The sequence below is a fragment of the Mesorhizobium sp. WSM4906 genome (assembly GCF_029674625.1).
Classification (GTDB): domain Bacteria; phylum Pseudomonadota; class Alphaproteobacteria; order Rhizobiales; family Rhizobiaceae; genus Mesorhizobium.
Genome location: NZ_CP121355.1, coordinates 2,098,953 through 2,116,577 on the forward strand (window position 1 = coordinate 2,098,953; position 17,625 = coordinate 2,116,577).

Below are 17,625 nucleotides of genomic sequence, written 5' to 3' on the forward strand. Positions count from 1 at the left end.
CTAAGCGTCCCTGTTGGTCAGCGCGATATGGCAGCAGCCCGAGCCATGGCCGGGTGTCCAGGTGACGTTGGCGAAGCGCACGCCGGTCGCCTCGAACAGGCCGCGGTCGAAGGCGCCGGCAATGCGGCAGAGCGTGGCCAGCTTTTCCTCGCTGACGCCGGCCTCGACCCAAGCGTCCTTCAGCGGGCAACGCTTGACCTTGAAGGCGATGTGGTCCGGCCCGCGATCGACATGGGTCGGATACATTCGGCCATCATCAGGGCTGACGGCCAGGAACGCTTCGCCGATCGCTGGTGCGTCGTTGGGGCCGAAATCGGCGAAAGCCGCCGCCGCGACCTCCCGGCCGCGCTTTTCGATGGTGCGGATCATCACCGCTTCGGCCTTCTCGGCACCGAGCTCGGCGGTCAGTTCGTCGAGGAAGAGGCGATAGAGATCGGCCCGGTTGCGGAAAGCGGAGTCGAGCTCGCGCGACAGTTTTTCGGCTCTGGCTGCCTCGGGATCGGTCATGGCGTTGTGGTCCTATTCAGTCTCGGCGTTGCCGCCACCAGCGCCTTGCCGATCGCCGATTGCGGGTCGGCGATGACGGCGCGGGCGTCGCCGCTCTCGGCGATCCGGCCGGCGTCGAGGATGGCGACGCGATGGGCGACGGCGCGGATGACGCCGAGATCATGCGAAATGAAGAGATAGGCGATCCGTTCCTGCCTTTGCAGGTCGAGCAGCAGTTCCAGGATCTGTCCCCGCACCGACACATCGAGCGCCGAGACGGCCTCGTCGAGCACGATCAGGGACGGCCGCGTGGCGATGGCGCGGGCGATGGCCACGCGCTGGCGTTGGCCGCCGGAAATCTCGTGGATGGCGCGCGCTGCAAGGCCGGCATCGAGGCCGACGCGCTCCAGCAGCGCCGCAATATGACGCGGGCGCTCTGCGCGGGAGGCGATGCCATGAATGCGCAAGGGATCGTCTAGCACGCGTGCCACGGTGGCGCGCGGATTAAAGGCGGCGAGCGGGTCCTGGAACACCATCTGGAGGCGGGCGCGTCGGGCGCGCAACGCAGCACCCGACAGCGCAAGGAAGTTCGCGCCTTCGAATTCGACGCGCCCGGCGTCCGGCTCGATCAGGCGCAGCACCAGCCGCGCGATCGTCGACTTGCCGCTGCCCGACGGGCCGGCGAGCGCCAGCGTCTCGGCCGGGCCGATCTCGAATGAGACATCGTCAACCGCGGGAAAAGGCTTGCCGCCGCGGTAATAGCGCTTGGCAAGGTTGGAGACGGCGAGCAGGCTCATGCCGAAGCGCCCTGCCGGCCAAGCAGCGGCTCGGCGTCGAGGCCGAGATGGGCATCGAGCAGCGTGCGCGTATAGGCATGGCGCGGCGCTTCGACGATCTGGCGGGTCCCGCCGATCTCGACCAATTCGCCATGGCGCAGCACCGCGATGCGCTCGGCAAGCGTGGCGGCGAGCGCGATGTCGTGGCTGATGAAAAGCAACGTCATGCCATCCTCGACCACCAGCCTGCGGATCAGGGTGACGATCTCGGCCTGGACGATGGTGTCGAGCGCGCTGGTCGCCTCGTCTGCGATCAGCAGTTTCGGTCCGGCCGCGATTGCCGCGGCGATCGCCACGCGCTGCCTCTGGCCGCCGGAAAGCTGGTGCGGATAGGCGCGCAAGGCGGATTCAGGGCCGGGCAGGCGGACGCGTTCGAGGAGGGTTTTGGCTTTGGCGAAGGCGTCAGGCCAGGTCAGGTTTAGATGCGTGCGAGCGACCTCGGCGATCTGTTTGCCGATTGGCATCACGGGGTCGAGGCTGGAGGAGGGATCCTGGAAGACGAAGCCGATGTCGTGGCCGAGGCGGGGGATGGTATCGCGAGGACGAAAAGGCTGGCGCTCTACGGCGCCCCCCTCTGTCCTGCCGGACATCTCCCCCACTTGGGGGGAGATTGAGCTGTCGCTGCCGCTTTCGCCAATCGCCGGCGCTGCAGGAGGAGAGCCGGCAGCGGAACTGCTGATCTCCCCCCTTGTGGGGGAGATGTCCGGCAGGACAGAGGGGGGCGCGAAGGAGTGAGACGATCGAGGTTTCTGCCACTCAATCGTCCCGCCAACCTTGGCGCCCCTAGCCAACAACCCCGCAATCGCCAGCGCCAGCGTGCTTTTGCCCGAGCCGCTTTCACCGATGATCGTCAGGCGCTCGCCGGCCTCGACATTCAGGCACACACCCTTCAGTGCCGCCACCTCGACCCCGTCGCGGCTGTAGCGGACAGAGAGATCACGGATCGAGAGCAGCGCCGTCACGACAGGCTCCTGCGCACCGCGCTGCTTTCGACCACGCCCTCGCCGGCGAGGTAGACGCCGAGCACGGTCAGCACCAGCGCGATGCCGGGAAAGATCGACAGATACGGCGCGGTGCGCAACACGGCCCGGCCCTCGGCAATCATGCCGCCCCAAGTGACGCGGTTGGGATCGCCGAGACCGAGGAAGGAAAGCGCCGCCTCGGTGAGAATGGCCGCCGCCACGATCACCGAGGACAGCGCCAGCACCGGCGGCAAGGCGTTGGGTAGCACCTCGCGAAAGGCGATTTCGAGCGGATGCATGCCGATGACGCGGGCGCCGGCGACATAGTCGCGCTCGCGGATCGATAGCACTTCCGCGCGCGCGACACGCGCGGGTCCGGTCCAGGCGCCGAGTGCGATTGCCGCGACGACGACGCCAAGCGAGGGGCCGATGATGCTGACGAAGGCCAGCGCGAGAAGAAAGCTCGGCACGGTCTGGAACGCGTCGGTGATGCGCATCAGCACCTCGTCGATCAGGCCTCCGGAAAAGCCGGCCAGCGTGCCGACCACCGCGCCGATGAGGAGCGACGCGGCGGCCGCGGCCAGACCGACGGCCAGCGAGGAGCGGGCGCCGTGGAAGAGCTCGGCCAGTACGTCACGGCCGAGCCGGTCGGTGCCGAGCGGCAGCGACCAGTCCTGGAACGGCGGCAGCAAAGCCGGCCCGGCGATCGCCTGCGGGTCGCCCGGAAACAGCAGTGGCGCCGCCAGCGCCATCGCGATGAGCAAAGCGAGGATGAGCGCGCCTGCGATCGCTTCCGGCGCGCGGAAGAAACGAAGCAACCGGCTCATGCGCCTGCCTCGCCGGCGCCGACGCGCGGATCGAGGAAGGCATAGGCGAGGTCGACCAGGAGGTTGATGGCGACGACGAGAACGGCGCTCACCAGGATGATGCCGAGCAGCAGCGGCGTGTCCCGCCCGGCGACGGCTTCCTGTGCCAGCCGGCCGAGGCCTGGCACGGCAAAGACGCTTTCGATGACGACGCTGCCGCCCAGCATCTGCGCCGATTGCAGGCCGAGCATGGTGACCAGCGGCAGGAGCGCGTTGCGGGCGACATGCGCAAGCACGATGCGGCGGCGCGGCAGACCCCGGGCGCGGGCGGCGAGGATAAAATCCTGGCGCCATGCCTCGGCCATGCCGGCGCGCATCATGCGCAGGTAGAGCGCAAGATAGATGAAACCGAGCGCCGAGACCGGCAGCACGAGATGGGTGACGATGTCGGTGGCCCGCGCCAGCCCGGCCTTGCCGGAGGCGATGGTCTCGATGCCGCCGATCGGCAGCCAGCGCAGGTCGACGGCGAAAATCACGATCAAGACCAGGCCGAGCCAGAAACCGGGCACGGCATAAAGCGCCAGCGAGCCGATCGAAAGCAAACGGTCGCGAAAGCTGCCCGGCCGCGCGCCGGCGTAGATGCCGAGCGCCGAGCCGAGGCCGAAGGAGAGCGCGGTGGCGCTGCCCATCAGGATGAGCGTGGTCGGCAGGCGTTCGAGGATGATGTCGCGGATCGGCCGCGAGAAGGTGACGGACTGGCCGAGATCGAGATGCAGCAGCGCCCAGAGGTAGTTGGCGAGCCGGGTCAGTTCCGACTGGTCGAGGCCCCAGCGGTGGCGCAGCAATTCGATCATGCCAGCATCGCCGCCGGTCGAGACGATATAGGCGTCGACCGCATCGCCGGGTGCGGCTTCGAGCAAGAGGAAGCTGCCGATGACGACGATCAGGAGAACGAAGATGCTGCCGACGAGACGGCGGCGAAGGAGGATGAGGGCGCGGGTCATGGCGCCCTCGAAGGCATGGCGACATGCTGGTTAGGGCTGCGCCCAGGCACCCCCCTCTGTCCTGCCGGACATCTCCCCCTCAAGGGGGGAGATTGGCTGTTATCTCTGGCTTCGCCAATCTTCGACGTTGCAGAACTGGCGAGACAGACAAGCTGCTGATCTCCCCCCTTGAGGGGGAGATGTCCGGCAGGACAGAGGGGGGTATCGTAGAGCTCGACGTTTGCTCGTGCGTCTACGACGATTTGGCGAATTCTCATCCGCGCGACTGTGTCACGATTCCAAATAGGTGTCCGCCCAGTTCGACACCGCCCAGCGCGGGTTGTTGGCGATGTTGCCGACGGTGTCGCGGGCGACGGAAATGAAGCTCCATTCGGCGACGTTGATCAACGGCAGGTCGGCCGCGACCTTTTTCTGGAATTCCTTGTAGAGTTCGGTGCGAGCCGACGTGTCGAGCGTCTCCGAGGCCTTGGCGATCAGCGCGTCGAGCTCAGCGTTCTTGTAGCCGCCCTGGTTGGAGAAGGGCACGCCGTCCGGAATGCCGCTCTGCACCAAGATGGTGGTCGAGATCGCCGGGTCGCCGCGGAACACCGGCGGGCCGACGGCGAGGTCGAAGGCATGGTCGGTGTAGACCGCCTTGATATGCGCGGCCGAGTCGTTGTTGACGATCTCGGCGTCGATGCCGATTGCTGCGAGCGCCTGGCGCAGATAATCGCCGAACTGTTTCGTCTCGTTGAAATAGGGCGCCGGCAAGAGTTTCAGCGTGAAGCGCTTGCCGTCGTCGGCGCGCTTATAGCCGGCTTCATCGAGCAAGTCGTTGGCCTTGCCGACGTCGAACGGATAGGTCGGAACGTCGGCGGTATAGAATTGCGGATCGTTCTTCGGCACCGGGCCGGTGGCGGTCGCGGCGTAGCCGAGGAAGATCGTCTTGACGACGAAATCCTTGTCGATGGCATGCGCGATCGCCTGCCGCACCTTCAGGTCGGCCAGTTCCTTGCGGCGGTGGTTGATCTCGACGACGAGCTGGTAGGTCAGCCCCTCATAGCCCTTGGTGATCACCTTCAGGCCCGGCACCTTGGAGATGCGGTCGAGATCGGCGAGCGGCACGGCGGAAAAGGCAGCGAGCTGGATCTCTTCCGCCTCGAGCGCCGCGGCGGCCGAAGTGCGGTCGGGCAGCACCTGGTAGACGATCTCGTCGAGATAGGGCTCGTCCTTGCCCCAATAGTCGTCGTTGCGCGCCAGCCGGTAATATTGGCCGGCCTTGTATTCGGCGAATTTGAACGGACCGGTGCCGACCGGGGCGTTGTTGGCCGGATTGTCCTCGATCTTGCCATTCTCATAGACATGCTTCGGCACGACGCTCGTCAGCGCCGGCAGCGCGTTACGGATCAGCTGGAACGGGGTCGGCTTGGCGAATTTGAACACCGCGGTCAGCTCGTCGGGCGTGTCGACGGCGACGAGATCCTTGAACACGGTGCGGCCGAGATTCTGCAGCGGCTTCCAGATCTGCAGCGCCGAGAAGGCGACATCGGCCGAGCTGAAGGGCTTGCCGTCATGCCATTTGACGCCGTCGCGCAGCTTGAAGGTTACCGACAGGCCGTCGGCCGCACCTTCCCAGGAGAGCGCAAGGCGCGGCTGAAGTCCGTCCTTGCCGTCGAAGGAGGCTTCGGCCAGCGTCTCGACGATCTTGCTGGAAATGAAGAAGACGCCATTGGAGGCGACGATCGCCGGGTTGAGGTTGCGCGGCTCGGAATCGGCGGCGACGATCAGCCTGCCACCCTTCTTCGGCGTCTGCGCCTGGACGATCGCCGGCAGCGCGGTCGACGCCAAGAGCAGCGCCGAACCGGCAAGCAGGCCGCGGCGTGAAATCGTCAATTCGGACATCGCTCAAACTCCCCTCTTCACCCGCGACAGGCGCGGGCAACCTCGAAACGAGCGGGATTATGGCCCTTGGCGAAGGTTTCGCCAGAGACGGTTTTGGCGCAGTATGGCTTGGCTTTGAAATTTTCGTCCGCTGGACCAGTTAAATTCGGGCTGCGGGTGCGGCTATCTGGTAGGACCAGATATTAAGCAATGCCGTAAATGAACCAACCCGCTGGAGGGGTATTGATCGAATTATATCGATTCTGGCTGGACCAGGCCGGCCACGATGGTGCAGATTTGGCCTACACCAAGACTTGCAGAAGATCGGCCGCTTGAGCGGTCGAGAAAATCAGGGAGAGGCAGATGAACATCGCTCCGGGCAAGACCGACGTCAGCAGCATCCCGTTCGACCAGGCGCGGGTGGACAGGCTGATGGAGGAGGCCGGCATCGACGTGCTCTGCGCCACCTCCAAGCACAACACGCAATATCTGCTCGGCGGCTACAAGTTCATCTTCTTTGCCGCGATGGATGCCATAGGCCACAGCCGCTATCTGCCGATCGTCCTATACGAGAAGGGCGGGCCGGAGAACGCGGCCTATATCGGCAACAAGATGGAGGGCGGCGAGCACCAGAACCATCCGTTCTGGACGCCGACATTGCATGCCGCCTGCTGGGGAACGCTCGACGCCGCCAATCTTGCCGTCGAGCATCTGCAGAAGATCGGCAAGGCGGCGGCGCGCATCGGTATCGAGCCGGGCTTCCTGCCGGCGGATGCCTACACGCTGATCCGCAAGGCGCTGCCGGATGCGAAGCTGGTCGACGCGACCGGCATGCTGGAAAACATGCGCGCCATCAAGACCGAAGCTGAACTGGAACAGCTGCGCACCGCCTCCGAGCTGATCACCGATTCCATGCTGGCGACCATTCGCTGGGCGCGCGAGGGCACGACCAAGACCGACATCATCGAGCGGCTCAGGCGCGAGGAGACCAATCGCGGCGCGCATTTCGAATATTGCCTGCTGACGCTGGGCTCCAGCCACAACCGCGCCGCCTCAGACCAGGCGTGGAAGAAGGGCGAGGTGCTGTCGATCGATTCCGGCGGCAATTATCGCGGCTATATCGGCGACCTCTGCCGCATGGGCGTACTTGGCGAGCCGGATGCCGAGCTGGAGGATCTTTTGGCCGAAGTGGAGGCGGTGCAGCAGGCGGCCTTCTCGAAGGTCAAGCCGGGCACGCTCGGTGGCGACATGATCGCGCATGCCGAAAGCGTGCTGAAGGCTTCCAAGGTTGCGGCCTACACGGATTTCTTCGCCCACGGCATGGGTCTGATCACCCATGAGGCGCCGTTCCTGATGACCAACCATCCGGTCACCTATGAAGGCACCTATGCCGCCAAGCCGCTGGAAAAAAACATGGTGCTCTCGGTCGAGACCACCATGCTTCATCCGACGCGCGGCTTCATCAAGCTGGAGGATACGGTGGCGGTGACCGATGCCGGCTATGTGATGTTCGGCGATCGCGGGCGGGGGTGGAACAGGGGCGGGGCTTCATAGAGCCGAAGGCCGGCGCTGCCCCTCATCCGCCTGCCGGCACCTTCTCCCCGTATAGTGATGGGGAGAAGGGAGCTGCTGCTATCTTGGTGCTCGTCTTGCAACTTCGAAAATTGGCGAAAGCGCAGATGAAAGCGTCTTTCTCCCCGTCACTATACGGGGAGAAATGTCCGGCAGGACAATGAGGGGCAGCGCTGCCCTGGACAGGAATTAAATCTACTATTGCCCAGCCGGCAGCAGCCTGAAATCCGGCAGGTCGCGCAACGCCAGCTCCGGTCCGGCGGGTGAATAGACGACGAAAAGCTGCATCGGCTGATCGCCGGTGTTGAGCGTCGAATGGAAGCGGCTTTCCGGCACGTAGACGGTGCAGCCGGGACCGACTTTGGCGACCACTGGATTGCCCTTTTCGTCCTCGACCATCTGCTCGCCATGGCCCGAGATGACGAAGATGATCTCCTCCGCGCCCGGATGGTTGTGGCGAGTATGCCCCTGGCCGGGCGGCAGGTCGACGACGCCGCCGGAAAAGCGTTCCGCGCCGTTCACTTCCGGCGCAACGGTGAGTGCCAGCCTGCCCCAGTCGAAGCCGAAGGCGCTGACATCCTTCGGGTAGAGGAACACCTTGCTCTTGTCGGCCATTGCCTCATCCCTCCCTAGTTGCTGGTAGTATTCGCTTTGCCGACTGCCGCGGCCTTGAAATCCGCCGTCTGCCTGGCGATCGCCGCTTCGGCCGGCAATCGCTCCATCGAGCTCGCTCCGTAGAAGCCGTGCAGCCCCTCGCAGCGCTCCAGGATGTAGCGCGCATCGTCGGGCATCGAGATCGGCCCGCCATGGCAAAGCAGGATGACATCCTTGCGCAGCGAGCGCGCGGCCTCGGCAATGGCGTCGATCTCCTTCACGCAGGCGTCGAGCGACTTCGCAGAGGTGGCGCCGATCGAGCCGCCCGTCGTCACGCCCATGTGGGCGACGACGATGTCGGCGCCGGCCCGCGTCATGGCGCGCGCTTCGTCCGGATTGAAGACGTAAGGGGTGGTCAAGAGGTCGAGCTTGCGCGCCTCGGCGATCATGTCGACCTCGAGACCAAAACCCATGCCGGTCTCCTCGAAACTCCGGCGCATGGTGCCGTCGAACAGGCCGACGGTCGGAAAATTCTGCACGCCGGAGAAACCCATCGTTTTCAGCTCGGCAAGGAACAGCGGCATGATGACGAAAGGGTCGGTTCCATTGACGCCGGCCAGCACCGGCGTCCTCTTCACCACCGGCAGCACCTCATAGGCCATTTCCTTGACGATCTCGTTGGCGTTGCCGTAGGCGAGCAGCCCGGCGGCCGAGCCGCGCCCGGCCATGCGGTAGCGGCCGGAATTGTAGATGATGATCAAGTCGATGCCGCCGGCCTCCTCGGCCTTGGCCGACAGGCCGGTGCCGGCGCCGCCGCCGACGATCGGCACGCCCTCGGCGATCATCTTGCGGAATTTTTCCAGGATTTCTCTGCGCGGAATGGCGGCCATGCTTGTCCGGTCTCACTTCTTGGCGATGTCGAGGAAGGCCTCGGCGGCGGCTCTGGCGAATGCGGGATCGTTGATGTGCAGCGGCAGGCGCGTCACGGTGCGGTTCCTGGTCGGCTTGACGGTGCGCTCGATCGCCTCGAACAGCGCCGCATCGACTTCCGGATCGAAGAAGGCGCCGCCTTCGATATCGAGTGCCGAAACCCCCTTTTCCGGGATCAGGAAGCGCACCGGGCCGTCGCAGCGGGCGAGGCGGCCGCCGATCCATTCGCCGATCCTGCGGCATTCGTCAGCGGTGGTGCGCATCAGCGTGACGTTCGGATTGTGCTCGTAGAACAGCCTCCCGCGATAGCGCTCGGGGATCGTCGGCGGCGCCCAGAAGTTCACCATATCGAGCGCGCCGACCGAGCCGACATAGGGCAGTTTCGTGCGGGCAATGGCGCCGAAGCGATCCTCGGTTGCCGGCAGCACGCCGCCGAACAGGAGATCGCAGACTTCGGTGGTGGTCATGTCGATAACGCCGGCGAGCAGGCCGCTGTCGGCGAGCTTCTCCATCGACCGGCCGCCGGTGCCGGTGGCGTGGAAGACCATGCAGTCATAGTCGGCACGCAATTGCTCGACGATGGTTGTGACGCATGGCGTGGTGACGCCGAACATGGTGAGGCCAAGTGCCGGCTTGCCGGCGGCGACCGGTGCCGATTTTGCCGCCATGCCGGCGATGGCCTGGGCGGCGTTGTGGAGCACGACGCGCGACAGCCGGTTGAGGCCGGCCATGTCGGTGACCGACGGCATCATGACGATGTCGGAGACATCGACATATGGCGCGGTGTCGCCGGAGGCCAGCGTCGAGACCATGATCTTGGGCAGGCCGAGCGGCAGCGCGCGCATGCCGGCGGTGACGATCGAGGTGCCGCCGCCGCCGCCGATGCCGATCACACCGGCCACATCGTCACGCGATTGGATGAAGCGGATAAAGGCGACGCCCATGCCGGCAACTGCTGTGCCGCGATCGTCGATGCCGAGCACCGCGCCGGCTCCATCCGGATGATGCGCCGCGACCTCGCCTGCCGCGACATCGACGGGGACGGTGCCGCCGCGCGTGCCGATGTCGACGCGGAGGACCGTGCCGCCGGCCGCAGTTACGGCATCTGCCAGGAAGGCGAGCTCCTCACCCTTGGTGTCAGCGGTGCCGACCACATAGATGCGCTTCATTGACGCCTCTCTATGTTGGCTGGCCCAGAGGCGGCGATGCTCAATTCCTGAAGGCTTAGTGCTTTACGTGTCAACGCAACCAGTCCAAAAAGGGAGCCATTGCAATTTTTTGAGACGCGCGTATCGTATTGACATGGATGTCTCACGTCAACAAGCCGCTTCCAACGACGATGCCGAGCAGGCGCCGGCAGCCGAAAAGGGGCCACGCGCGCGCACCAGGCGGCTGATGCTGGAGACGGCGACCAGGCTGATGCAGTCCGGCGTGACACCGTCGGTGAGCGAGGTGGCCGAGGCGGCGGAAGTTTCCCGCGCGACCGCATATCGCTACTTCCCAAGCCAGGCGGCACTGGTGCAGGCGGTGGTCGACGAGGGGCTCGGTCCGATCCTGACCTGGAAGTCGAATTCGAAAGACCCGGAGCGGCGCGTCGCCGAACTATTCGCCTCAGCCATGCCGCGCATCGAGGCCTTCGAGGCGACGTTCAAGGCGGCGCTCAAGCTGTCGCTCGATCAATGGGCGAGGCGGCAGGCAGGCACGCTGGGCGCCGAGCCGGCCTTCAAGCGCGGCCATCGCGTCGATCTCCTGAAGGACGCGATCGCGCCGCTCAAAGGCCAACTGAAGCCGCGCCAGTTCAAGCGTCTGGCGCAGGCCCTGTCGCTGATGTTCGGCGTCGAGGTGCTGATCGTGCTGAAGGACATATGGGGGTTGGACAGCCGCGACACGATGTCGGTCGCCGGGTGGGCGGCGGGCGTGCTGGTGCGCGCGGCGATGGCGGAATCGGAAGCGAAAGCGAGCAGAGCTTCCGCGGCAGCTGGAGCGGGAATGTCTTAAATCTGGTTCGACCAGATTGGGGACCCAGTTGCGCATCATAATTGTGGTGTATCGCCAGAAACAAGGCCTTAACGTATCAAGGAGTAGGAAAAACAAGATAAAACAGACAGATACCACTTCGATTGGCTTGCCGAACCGCTTTTCTACGTCCAAGAAAGAGCTTGACGGCCCGCTTGAATTGGTAATACCAGATCAGTACGCATAAAGCGGATCGAAAGTGCGGATTGCGATCCGTTTTTTCCGGCAGGGCGAGGAGGCTCAAAGCCGGAAAAGTGCCATCACGGGAGGAACTACCAGGGCCGACCACGCTGCCGGCCGCATGACACGGTAGAATGCGCACAAGGGAGGAAAACTATGCGCAAGATAGTGACCAGCGTGATCGCTGGTATCGGGCTGGCGCTTGCCTGCGGGACATCCGTCCGCGCGCAGGACAAGGAACTCACCATCTTCTGGGCGGAATGGGATCCGGCGAACTATCTGCAGGAACTCGTCAACGACTACACGGCCGAGACCGGCGTGAAGGTCACGGTGCAGACCACGCCGTGGCCGGACTTCCAGACCAAGGCCTTCACCGAATTCAACGCGCATGGCGACGCCTACGACATGGTGGTGGGCGACTCGCAATGGCTGGGCGCCGGTTCGACGCAGGGCCACTATGTCGACCTCACCGACTTCTTCAACCAGCACAAGCTTGGCGATGTGATGGCGCCCGCGACCATCAAATATTATGCCGAATATCCCGGCGGGTCCGGCAAATATTGGGCGATCCCGCTGGAAGGCGACGCGATCGGCTGGTCCTACCGCAAGGACTGGTTCGAGGACCCGAAGGAGAAGGAAGCCTTCAAGGCCAAATACGGCTACGACCTCGATATCCCGAAGACGTACGCGCAGCTGCGCGACATCGCCGAGTTCTTCCACCGTCCGGACCAGAAGCGCTACGGCATCGCCATCTACACCGACAATTCCTATGACGCGATGGCGATGGGCGTGGAAAGCGCCATCTTCAGCTATGGCGGCGATCTCGGCGACTACGCAACCTACAAGGTCGACGGCGTCACCAATTCCAAGGAGGCCGCCGCCGGCCTCGACATGTACAAGGAGCTCTACAAGTTCACGCCTCCGGGCTGGGGCAAGACCTTCTTCGTGGAAGACAACCAGGCGATCACCGGCGGCCTCGCCGCGATGAGCATGAACTTCTTCGCCTTCTTCCCGCCGCTGGTGAACAAGGCCACCAACCCCTATGCCGACGCCACCGGCTTCTTCGCCAATCCGGCCGGTCCGGACGGCAAGCGCTTCGCCGCTCTCGGCGGTCAGGGCATCTCCGTCGTCTCGTACTCGAAGAACAAGGACGAGGCGATGAAGTTCCTCGAGTGGTTCATCAAGGACGAGACCCAGAAGAAGTGGGCCGAGCTCGGCGGCTATACCTGCAGCCAGGCCGTGCTGAAGTCGGAAGCCTTCCAGAACGCCACGCCCTACAACAAGGCGTTCTACGACACGATGTTCATGGTCAAGGACTTCTGGGCAACGCCTGAATACGCCGAGGTGCTCGATCAGCTGAACCAGAACATCTATCCGTTCGTGGTCGGCGGCAAGGGCACCGCCCAGGAAGCGCTCGACAAGACCGCCGCCGACTGGAAGGCGACGTTCACCAAATACAACCGCTACAAGTAAGCATCGCAGTCAGAATGCCGGAGGAGGGCTTCCCCTCCGGCATTCCTGTTTTCAGGGAGAACGACCGTTGGCTTCGGTAGCCCTCACCAATCTTGATCCCGCATCCAGGGCCGCCGCGCGCGGCTGGTCGGATCTGACCATCCGCAACATGTTCATCATCCCGACGCTGGTTTTCCTGATCGTCTTCAACATTTTTCCGCTGATCTATTCGCTCGGCTATTCCTTCACCAACTTCGCCGCGAACCGCAGCGAGCCCTGGCAGTTCGTCGGCCTGCAGAATTATCGCGAGCTGCTGACCGACGATCACATCTGGTCGAACTTCGTCATCACCGCGAAATACGTGATCGTGTCGGTGGCCGGCCAGATGATCGTGGGCTTCGGCCTTGCGCTCCTGCTCAACCGCAGCTTTCCGATGAAGGGCCTGATCACCACGCTCCTGCTGTTGCCGATGATGATGTCGGCGGCGGTCGTCGGCCTGTTCTGGCAGCTGCTCTACAGTCCGTCCTGGGGGCCGATCAACTATGTCTTCGGCCTTGGCGACTTCGCGTGGCTTTCCAATCCCGACAGCGCGCTTTACGCCGTCGCGATCACCGACATCTGGATGTGGTCGCCCTTCGTCATGCTGCTTTCGCTCGCCGGCCTGTCGGCCGTGCCGCAGCACCTCTACGAGGCCGCCGCGATCGACCGCGCCAGCTGGTGGTACACCTTCACCCGCATCACCTTGCCGCTGGTCTCGCCGATCCTGCTGATCGCACTGATCTTCCGCACCATGGAAGCCTTCAAGACCTTCGACATCGCCTACACGATGACGACCCAGCCGACCGCCGAGCTGATCGCGATCCGGCTCTACAAGCAGGCATTCCAGCAGTGGGATACCGGCAAGTCCTGCGCGCTCGCCTACATCGTGCTGATCATGGTGCTGGCGATCACCAACCTCTACGTGAAGTATCTCAACAAGGTGAAGGAGCGCTGAGATGGCCGCCGTCCGCACTTCTTCCGAGGTCGCGCTCAACCGCGCGGCAATCGCCGCGGTGCTGATCGCCACGCTGATCTTCCTGGCGCCGATCTACTGGATCGCCTCGACGGCGTTCAAGCCGAAGGAGCTCGCCGTCAGCGTGCCGCCCACCGTCCTCTTCGAACCCGAAGTGACGCCGTTCGTGCGGCTCTTCACGAAGCGCGTGCAGATGCAGAAGACGGTCGACCCGCAAGCCTACGAGGCCGCGCCCTGGTGGGAAAAAAAGATCTATGACGGCGGCGAGCGGGTGCTGAAAGTCGGCAAGGACGTGCAGCTTTCGCAATATCCCGACCGGTTCATGAACAGCCTGATCGTGGCGGTGATCAGCACCGTGCTCGCGGTGGGCATGGGAACCTTCACCGCCTACGGCTTCTCGCGCTTCAAGATCGCCGGCGAGGCGGACCTTCTCTTCTTCATCCTGTCGACACGCATGCTGCCGCCGGTGGTGGTCGCCATCCCGATGTTCCTGATGTACCGGGCGGTCGGCCTCAACGACTCGCATATCGGACTCATCATCCTCTACGTCGCCTTCAACCTGTCCTTCTCGGTCTGGCTGATGAAGGGCTTCATGGACGAGATCCCGAAGGAGTATGAGGAGGCTGCGCTCGTCGACGGCTACACGCGCATGCAAGCCTTCTTCAAGATCGTGCTGCCGGAAGCGGCGACCGGCATCGCCGCCACCGCCGTGTTCTGCTTCATCACCGCCTGGAACGAGTACGCCTTCGCGCTGATCATGACCAACCGGCGCGCACAGACGGCGCCGCCCTTCATCCCAAGCCAGATCGGTTCCGGCCTGCCGGACTGGACCACGATCGCGGCGGGCACGTTCCTGTTCCTGCTGCCGGTCGCGATCTTCACCTTCCTGCTGCGCAACCACCTGCTTCGCGGCGTGACTTTCGGAGCGATCCGCAAATGAGCTTTCGCGCGATCAACGAGAAGTATCTTTTGCCGGCGTCGCAGATCCTCATGGTGCTCGGCATCATCGCGCTCTGTCAGCCATGGAGCCTTGGCCTGCATTCCTACGGCGTGACGATCATCCTGATCGGGCTGATCGGCTTCAACATCACGTCCAAGATTGCGCCGGAGCAGAGTGAGGAAACCGGCGCCGCGACGCATGAGGGGGCTCGGCAGTGACGCAGATCGAACTTCGCGGCATCGAGAAATTCTTCGGCGCCGTCCAGGTCATCCACAATCTGAACCTCGCCATCGCCGACAACGAGTTCATCGTGCTGCTTGGCCAGTCGGGCTGCGGCAAGACCACGACGCTGCGCGCGATAGCGGGGCTGGAGACGATCGATCAGGGCGACATCCTGATCGACGGCAAGGCCGTGCAGCACCTCAAGGCGGCCGACCGCGACATCGCCATGGTGTTCCAGTCCTTCTCGCTCTATCCGCATATGACGGTGTTCGAGAACATTGCCTTTCCGCTGCGCGCAACGCGACTGAGCAGCGGCGAAGTCGACAAATCGGTGCGCGAGATCGCCAGGGTCCTGCGCATCACGGACTTGCTCGACAAGAAGCCGTCGGCGCTCTCGGGCGGCGACATGCAGCGCGTGGCGATCGGCCGGGCGCTGGTGCGGCGCCCGAAGGCGATGCTGATGGACGAGCCGATCGGCGCGCTCGACGCCAAGCTGCGCGAGGAGATGCGGGCCGAGATCAAGCGGCTGCACATCAAGCAGGGTTCGACCACGATCTACGTCACGCACGACCAGATCGAGGCGATGAGCCTGGCCGACCGCATCGTCATCATGCATGAAGGCTTCATCCAACAGGTCGGCACGCCGGACGAGGTCTATTCGCACCCGGCCAACCTGTTCGTGGCGCAATTCGTCGGCAGTCCGGTGATGAACGTTGCCGAGGCCACCGTCGCGGATCAGGCCGGCATCGCCTCCGTTGCCGTCGGCGGCACGCCCAAGGGTTTCGAATTCCCGCGCGAGCTGCTGTCCAAGCTCAACGGGCATTCCAACGGCGGCTTGACGCTCGGCATCCGTCCGGAAGGCGTGCTCGTTCGGCACGATGCCGCGCCCGGCTACATGCCGGTCGAGGCGCAGATCATAGAGCCGCTCGGCTCCTTCGACATTGTCGACCTCAAGGTCGGCTCCAAGATGCTGCGCGCCCGCACCAAGGCCGGCTACGTCTCGGGTCCCGGCGAAAAGGTCCATGCCCGCATCGATCCGGAGCAGGCGCATTTCTTCGACACGGCAAGCGGCAAGTCACTCGGAGTAAGGCTGTAATGGCCCATATCGAACTGAAGAACATCACCAAGAAGTTCGGCGGCCATACCGCGCTGACCGGCCTCAATCTCGAGATCGCCGACGGCGAGTTCTTCGTGCTTCTCGGCGAGACCGGCGCCGGCAAGACCACGACGCTGCGCCTGATCGCCGGGCTCGACAAGCCGACCGAGGGACAGGTCTTCATCGACGGCGTCGATGTTGCTAGCTGGGGCGCGGCCGAGCGCGACGTCGCGCTGGTGCTGCAGCAATATTCGCTCTATCCGCGCTATACGGTGCGCGAGAACCTCGAATTCCCGCTGAAGCCGAAGATACGCCGCCTGCCGGACGACGAGATCAAGGATCGCGTCGCGCGCGCGGCCCGCACGCTCAGGATCGAGCACCTGCTCGACCGCAAGACCGACAGGCTCTCCGGCGGCGAGATGCAGCGCGTCTCGATCGGCCGGGCGATCGTGCGCAAGCCGCGCGTGTTCCTGATGGACGAGCCGCTGTCGGCGCTCGACGCGAAGCTGCGCGAGGCGCTGCGCACGGAACTGAAAAACCTGCAGATGCAGCTCGGCGCCACCTTCCTGTTCGTCACCCACGACCAGATCGAGGCGATGTCGATGGGCGACAAAGTGGGCGTGCTCAACCATGGCCGCATCGTCCAGACCGGCACGCCGCAGGAGATCTACAACAATCCGCGCGACACCTATGTCGCGAGCTTCGTCGGCTCGCCGCCGATGAACCTCATCGACGGCAGGATGGTCGAAAACCGCGCGGTGATGGCGCCGATGAATTTCGAATTGCCGCTTTCTGGGGGAGCCAGGACGGGCGGTGCGACCGACGGTCGCCCGCTCGTCTTCGGCATCCGTCCGGAGGACGTCTATCTGGAGAGCGGTGCGCCGGTCGAGGCGCAGGTCCACGACGTCGAAAACCACGGCGTCGAGAAGATCGTGACGCTGAGGGTCGGCGACACGATGCTGAGAGCCACGGTGCCGGCGAGGACCGCCGTCGAGATCGAGCAGCCGGTCCGCTTCGCCTGGAATCCGGACAAGGTGGTGATGTTCGACAAGGGCAGCGGGGTTAGCCTGCGCCACGCCGGATAGCGGCCAGCCGTTCGTCCAACCGCTACCGCTTGGGCTATTTCGGCAGGTACGTCTCGTAAGGCGTGTCGTTGATCAAAAGGATCACGCATTCGGTGTCCGACAGACAGGCGTCGTCATGCATCTCGTCGGCTTTCTGGGTCCAATAGGAGCCCGGCGGCAGCTCGACCTTGGTCGCTTCGCCGCCCTGCATCTGCCAATGCGCCCAGAGCCCCTTGATGACGACGGCGCGATAGTCGGCGGTGTGGGCGTGGACCGGCGCGCGCCAGTTGCCGGGGACCTTGAGCAGCGTGCCGGCCGGGCCTTTGGCGCGCTCGCCCCACAGCGGACCAAGGCGCTGGGGCTGGTCCGGCGCTTCGACGAGGTAAGGGATCTTGTCGGCGGGCAGGTAGCTGTCCTCGAGCGCGAACGCCCGTCCCGGAAGGACGGCCAGCGCGGCCAGCGCGAGCGGTGCAAAGTAATTGGCCATGGCGGTTTCCTCCACCAAAAGCTTATGCCGTCTCAGCGGGCGAGGAATGGCCCTTCGTCCAAAAGATTTGGCAATTCCTCCAGCCAGGTGGCGGCGTGGCCGCGAT

18 protein-coding genes are annotated in these 17,625 nt (G+C 64.4%); 8 read left to right on the forward strand and 10 right to left on the reverse strand.

Going from position 1 to position 17,625, the window contains the following annotated elements; all coding sequences use genetic code 11:
- From QAZ22_RS09955 to QAZ22_RS09980, 6 genes are all read right to left on the reverse strand, one after another.
- The gene (locus QAZ22_RS09955; RefSeq protein ID WP_278206572.1) at window positions 1-507 is read right to left on the reverse strand and encodes an L-2-amino-thiazoline-4-carboxylic acid hydrolase; all 507 of its coding nucleotides are present in this window, start codon (window positions 505-507) and stop codon (window positions 1-3) included.
- Window positions 504-1,283 carry an ATP-binding cassette domain-containing protein gene (locus QAZ22_RS09960; RefSeq protein WP_278206573.1) on the reverse strand — a complete coding sequence of 260 codons (780 nt, stop codon included), beginning with the start codon at window positions 1,281-1,283 and terminating at the stop codon, window positions 504-506. The genes QAZ22_RS09955 and QAZ22_RS09960 overlap by 4 nt, the downstream gene beginning before the upstream one ends.
- Window positions 1,280-2,284 (reverse strand): ABC transporter ATP-binding protein, encoded by a 1,005-nt coding sequence (locus QAZ22_RS09965; RefSeq protein WP_278206574.1) that lies wholly within the window; start codon window positions 2,282-2,284, stop codon window positions 1,280-1,282. Before QAZ22_RS09965 ends, QAZ22_RS09960 begins: the two co-directional genes overlap by 4 nt.
- Window positions 2,281-3,111, reverse strand: coding sequence for an ABC transporter permease (locus tag QAZ22_RS09970; protein ID WP_278206575.1), 831 nt, complete (start codon window positions 3,109-3,111; stop codon window positions 2,281-2,283). Before QAZ22_RS09970 ends, QAZ22_RS09965 begins: the two co-directional genes overlap by 4 nt.
- Complete coding sequence (locus QAZ22_RS09975) at window positions 3,108-4,094, reverse strand: ABC transporter permease (RefSeq protein ID WP_278206577.1); 987 nt, start codon at window positions 4,092-4,094, stop codon at window positions 3,108-3,110. The genes QAZ22_RS09970 and QAZ22_RS09975 overlap by 4 nt, the downstream gene beginning before the upstream one ends.
- A 270-nt stretch (window positions 4,095-4,364) precedes the next feature.
- A complete protein-coding gene (locus tag QAZ22_RS09980; RefSeq protein WP_278206578.1) occupies window positions 4,365-5,975 on the reverse strand; it encodes an ABC transporter substrate-binding protein in 1,611 nt (536 codons plus the stop codon).
- A gap of 342 nt (window positions 5,976-6,317) precedes the next feature.
- Between QAZ22_RS09980 and QAZ22_RS09985 the strand changes: the two genes are divergently transcribed.
- Window positions 6,318-7,508, forward strand: a complete 1,191-nt coding sequence (locus QAZ22_RS09985) for a Xaa-Pro peptidase family protein (RefSeq protein ID WP_278206579.1) — start codon at window positions 6,318-6,320, stop codon at window positions 7,506-7,508.
- 216 nt (window positions 7,509-7,724) lie between these two features.
- On the opposite strand, the gene QAZ22_RS09990 is transcribed toward QAZ22_RS09985, so the two are convergent.
- Genes QAZ22_RS09990 through QAZ22_RS10000 form a run of 3 tightly spaced genes read right to left on the reverse strand, consistent with a single transcriptional unit; the run spans window position 7,725 to window position 10,219 of the window.
- Window positions 7,725-8,141, reverse strand: a complete 417-nt coding sequence (locus QAZ22_RS09990; protein WP_278206580.1) for a cupin domain-containing protein — start codon at window positions 8,139-8,141, stop codon at window positions 7,725-7,727.
- Between the two features lie 14 nt (window positions 8,142-8,155).
- Window positions 8,156-9,010 carry a phosphoenolpyruvate hydrolase family protein gene (locus QAZ22_RS09995; RefSeq protein WP_278206581.1) on the reverse strand — a complete coding sequence of 285 codons (855 nt, stop codon included), beginning with the start codon at window positions 9,008-9,010 and terminating at the stop codon, window positions 8,156-8,158.
- A gap of 12 nt (window positions 9,011-9,022) precedes the next feature.
- Window positions 9,023-10,219, reverse strand: coding sequence for a Tm-1-like ATP-binding domain-containing protein (locus tag QAZ22_RS10000; protein ID WP_278206582.1), 1,197 nt, complete (start codon window positions 10,217-10,219; stop codon window positions 9,023-9,025).
- A 133-nt stretch (window positions 10,220-10,352) separates the two neighbouring features.
- Between QAZ22_RS10000 and QAZ22_RS10005 the strand changes: the two genes are divergently transcribed.
- The 7 genes from QAZ22_RS10005 (at window position 10,353) to QAZ22_RS10035 (ending at window position 17,053) form a co-directional block, all read left to right on the forward strand.
- The gene (locus QAZ22_RS10005; protein WP_278206583.1) at window positions 10,353-11,048 is read left to right on the forward strand and encodes a TetR/AcrR family transcriptional regulator; all 696 of its coding nucleotides are present in this window, start codon (window positions 10,353-10,355) and stop codon (window positions 11,046-11,048) included.
- A 354-nt stretch (window positions 11,049-11,402) separates the two neighbouring features.
- A complete protein-coding gene (locus QAZ22_RS10010) occupies window positions 11,403-12,719 on the forward strand; it encodes an extracellular solute-binding protein (RefSeq protein WP_278206584.1) in 1,317 nt (438 codons plus the stop codon).
- 67 nt (window positions 12,720-12,786) lie between these two features.
- On the forward strand, window positions 12,787-13,692 hold the full coding sequence (locus tag QAZ22_RS10015; RefSeq protein WP_192253241.1) for a sugar ABC transporter permease: 906 nt from the start codon (window positions 12,787-12,789) through the stop codon (window positions 13,690-13,692).
- A gap of 1 nt (window position 13,693) precedes the next feature.
- Window positions 13,694-14,650 (forward strand): carbohydrate ABC transporter permease, encoded by a 957-nt coding sequence (locus QAZ22_RS10020; protein ID WP_278206585.1) that lies wholly within the window; start codon window positions 13,694-13,696, stop codon window positions 14,648-14,650.
- Complete coding sequence (locus tag QAZ22_RS10025) at window positions 14,647-14,868, forward strand: hypothetical protein (protein WP_278073773.1); 222 nt, start codon at window positions 14,647-14,649, stop codon at window positions 14,866-14,868. Before QAZ22_RS10020 ends, QAZ22_RS10025 begins: the two co-directional genes overlap by 4 nt.
- Window positions 14,865-15,968 (forward strand): ABC transporter ATP-binding protein, encoded by a 1,104-nt coding sequence (locus QAZ22_RS10030; protein WP_278206586.1) that lies wholly within the window; start codon window positions 14,865-14,867, stop codon window positions 15,966-15,968. The genes QAZ22_RS10025 and QAZ22_RS10030 overlap by 4 nt, the downstream gene beginning before the upstream one ends.
- Window positions 15,968-17,053, forward strand: a complete 1,086-nt coding sequence (locus QAZ22_RS10035; RefSeq protein ID WP_278206588.1) for an ABC transporter ATP-binding protein — start codon at window positions 15,968-15,970, stop codon at window positions 17,051-17,053. Before QAZ22_RS10030 ends, QAZ22_RS10035 begins: the two co-directional genes overlap by 1 nt.
- 34 nt (window positions 17,054-17,087) lie before the next feature.
- On the opposite strand, the gene QAZ22_RS10040 is transcribed toward QAZ22_RS10035, so the two are convergent.
- A complete protein-coding gene (locus QAZ22_RS10040) occupies window positions 17,088-17,519 on the reverse strand; it encodes a DUF4437 domain-containing protein (RefSeq protein ID WP_278206589.1) in 432 nt (143 codons plus the stop codon).
- Window positions 17,520-17,625 lie beyond the last annotated feature (106 nt).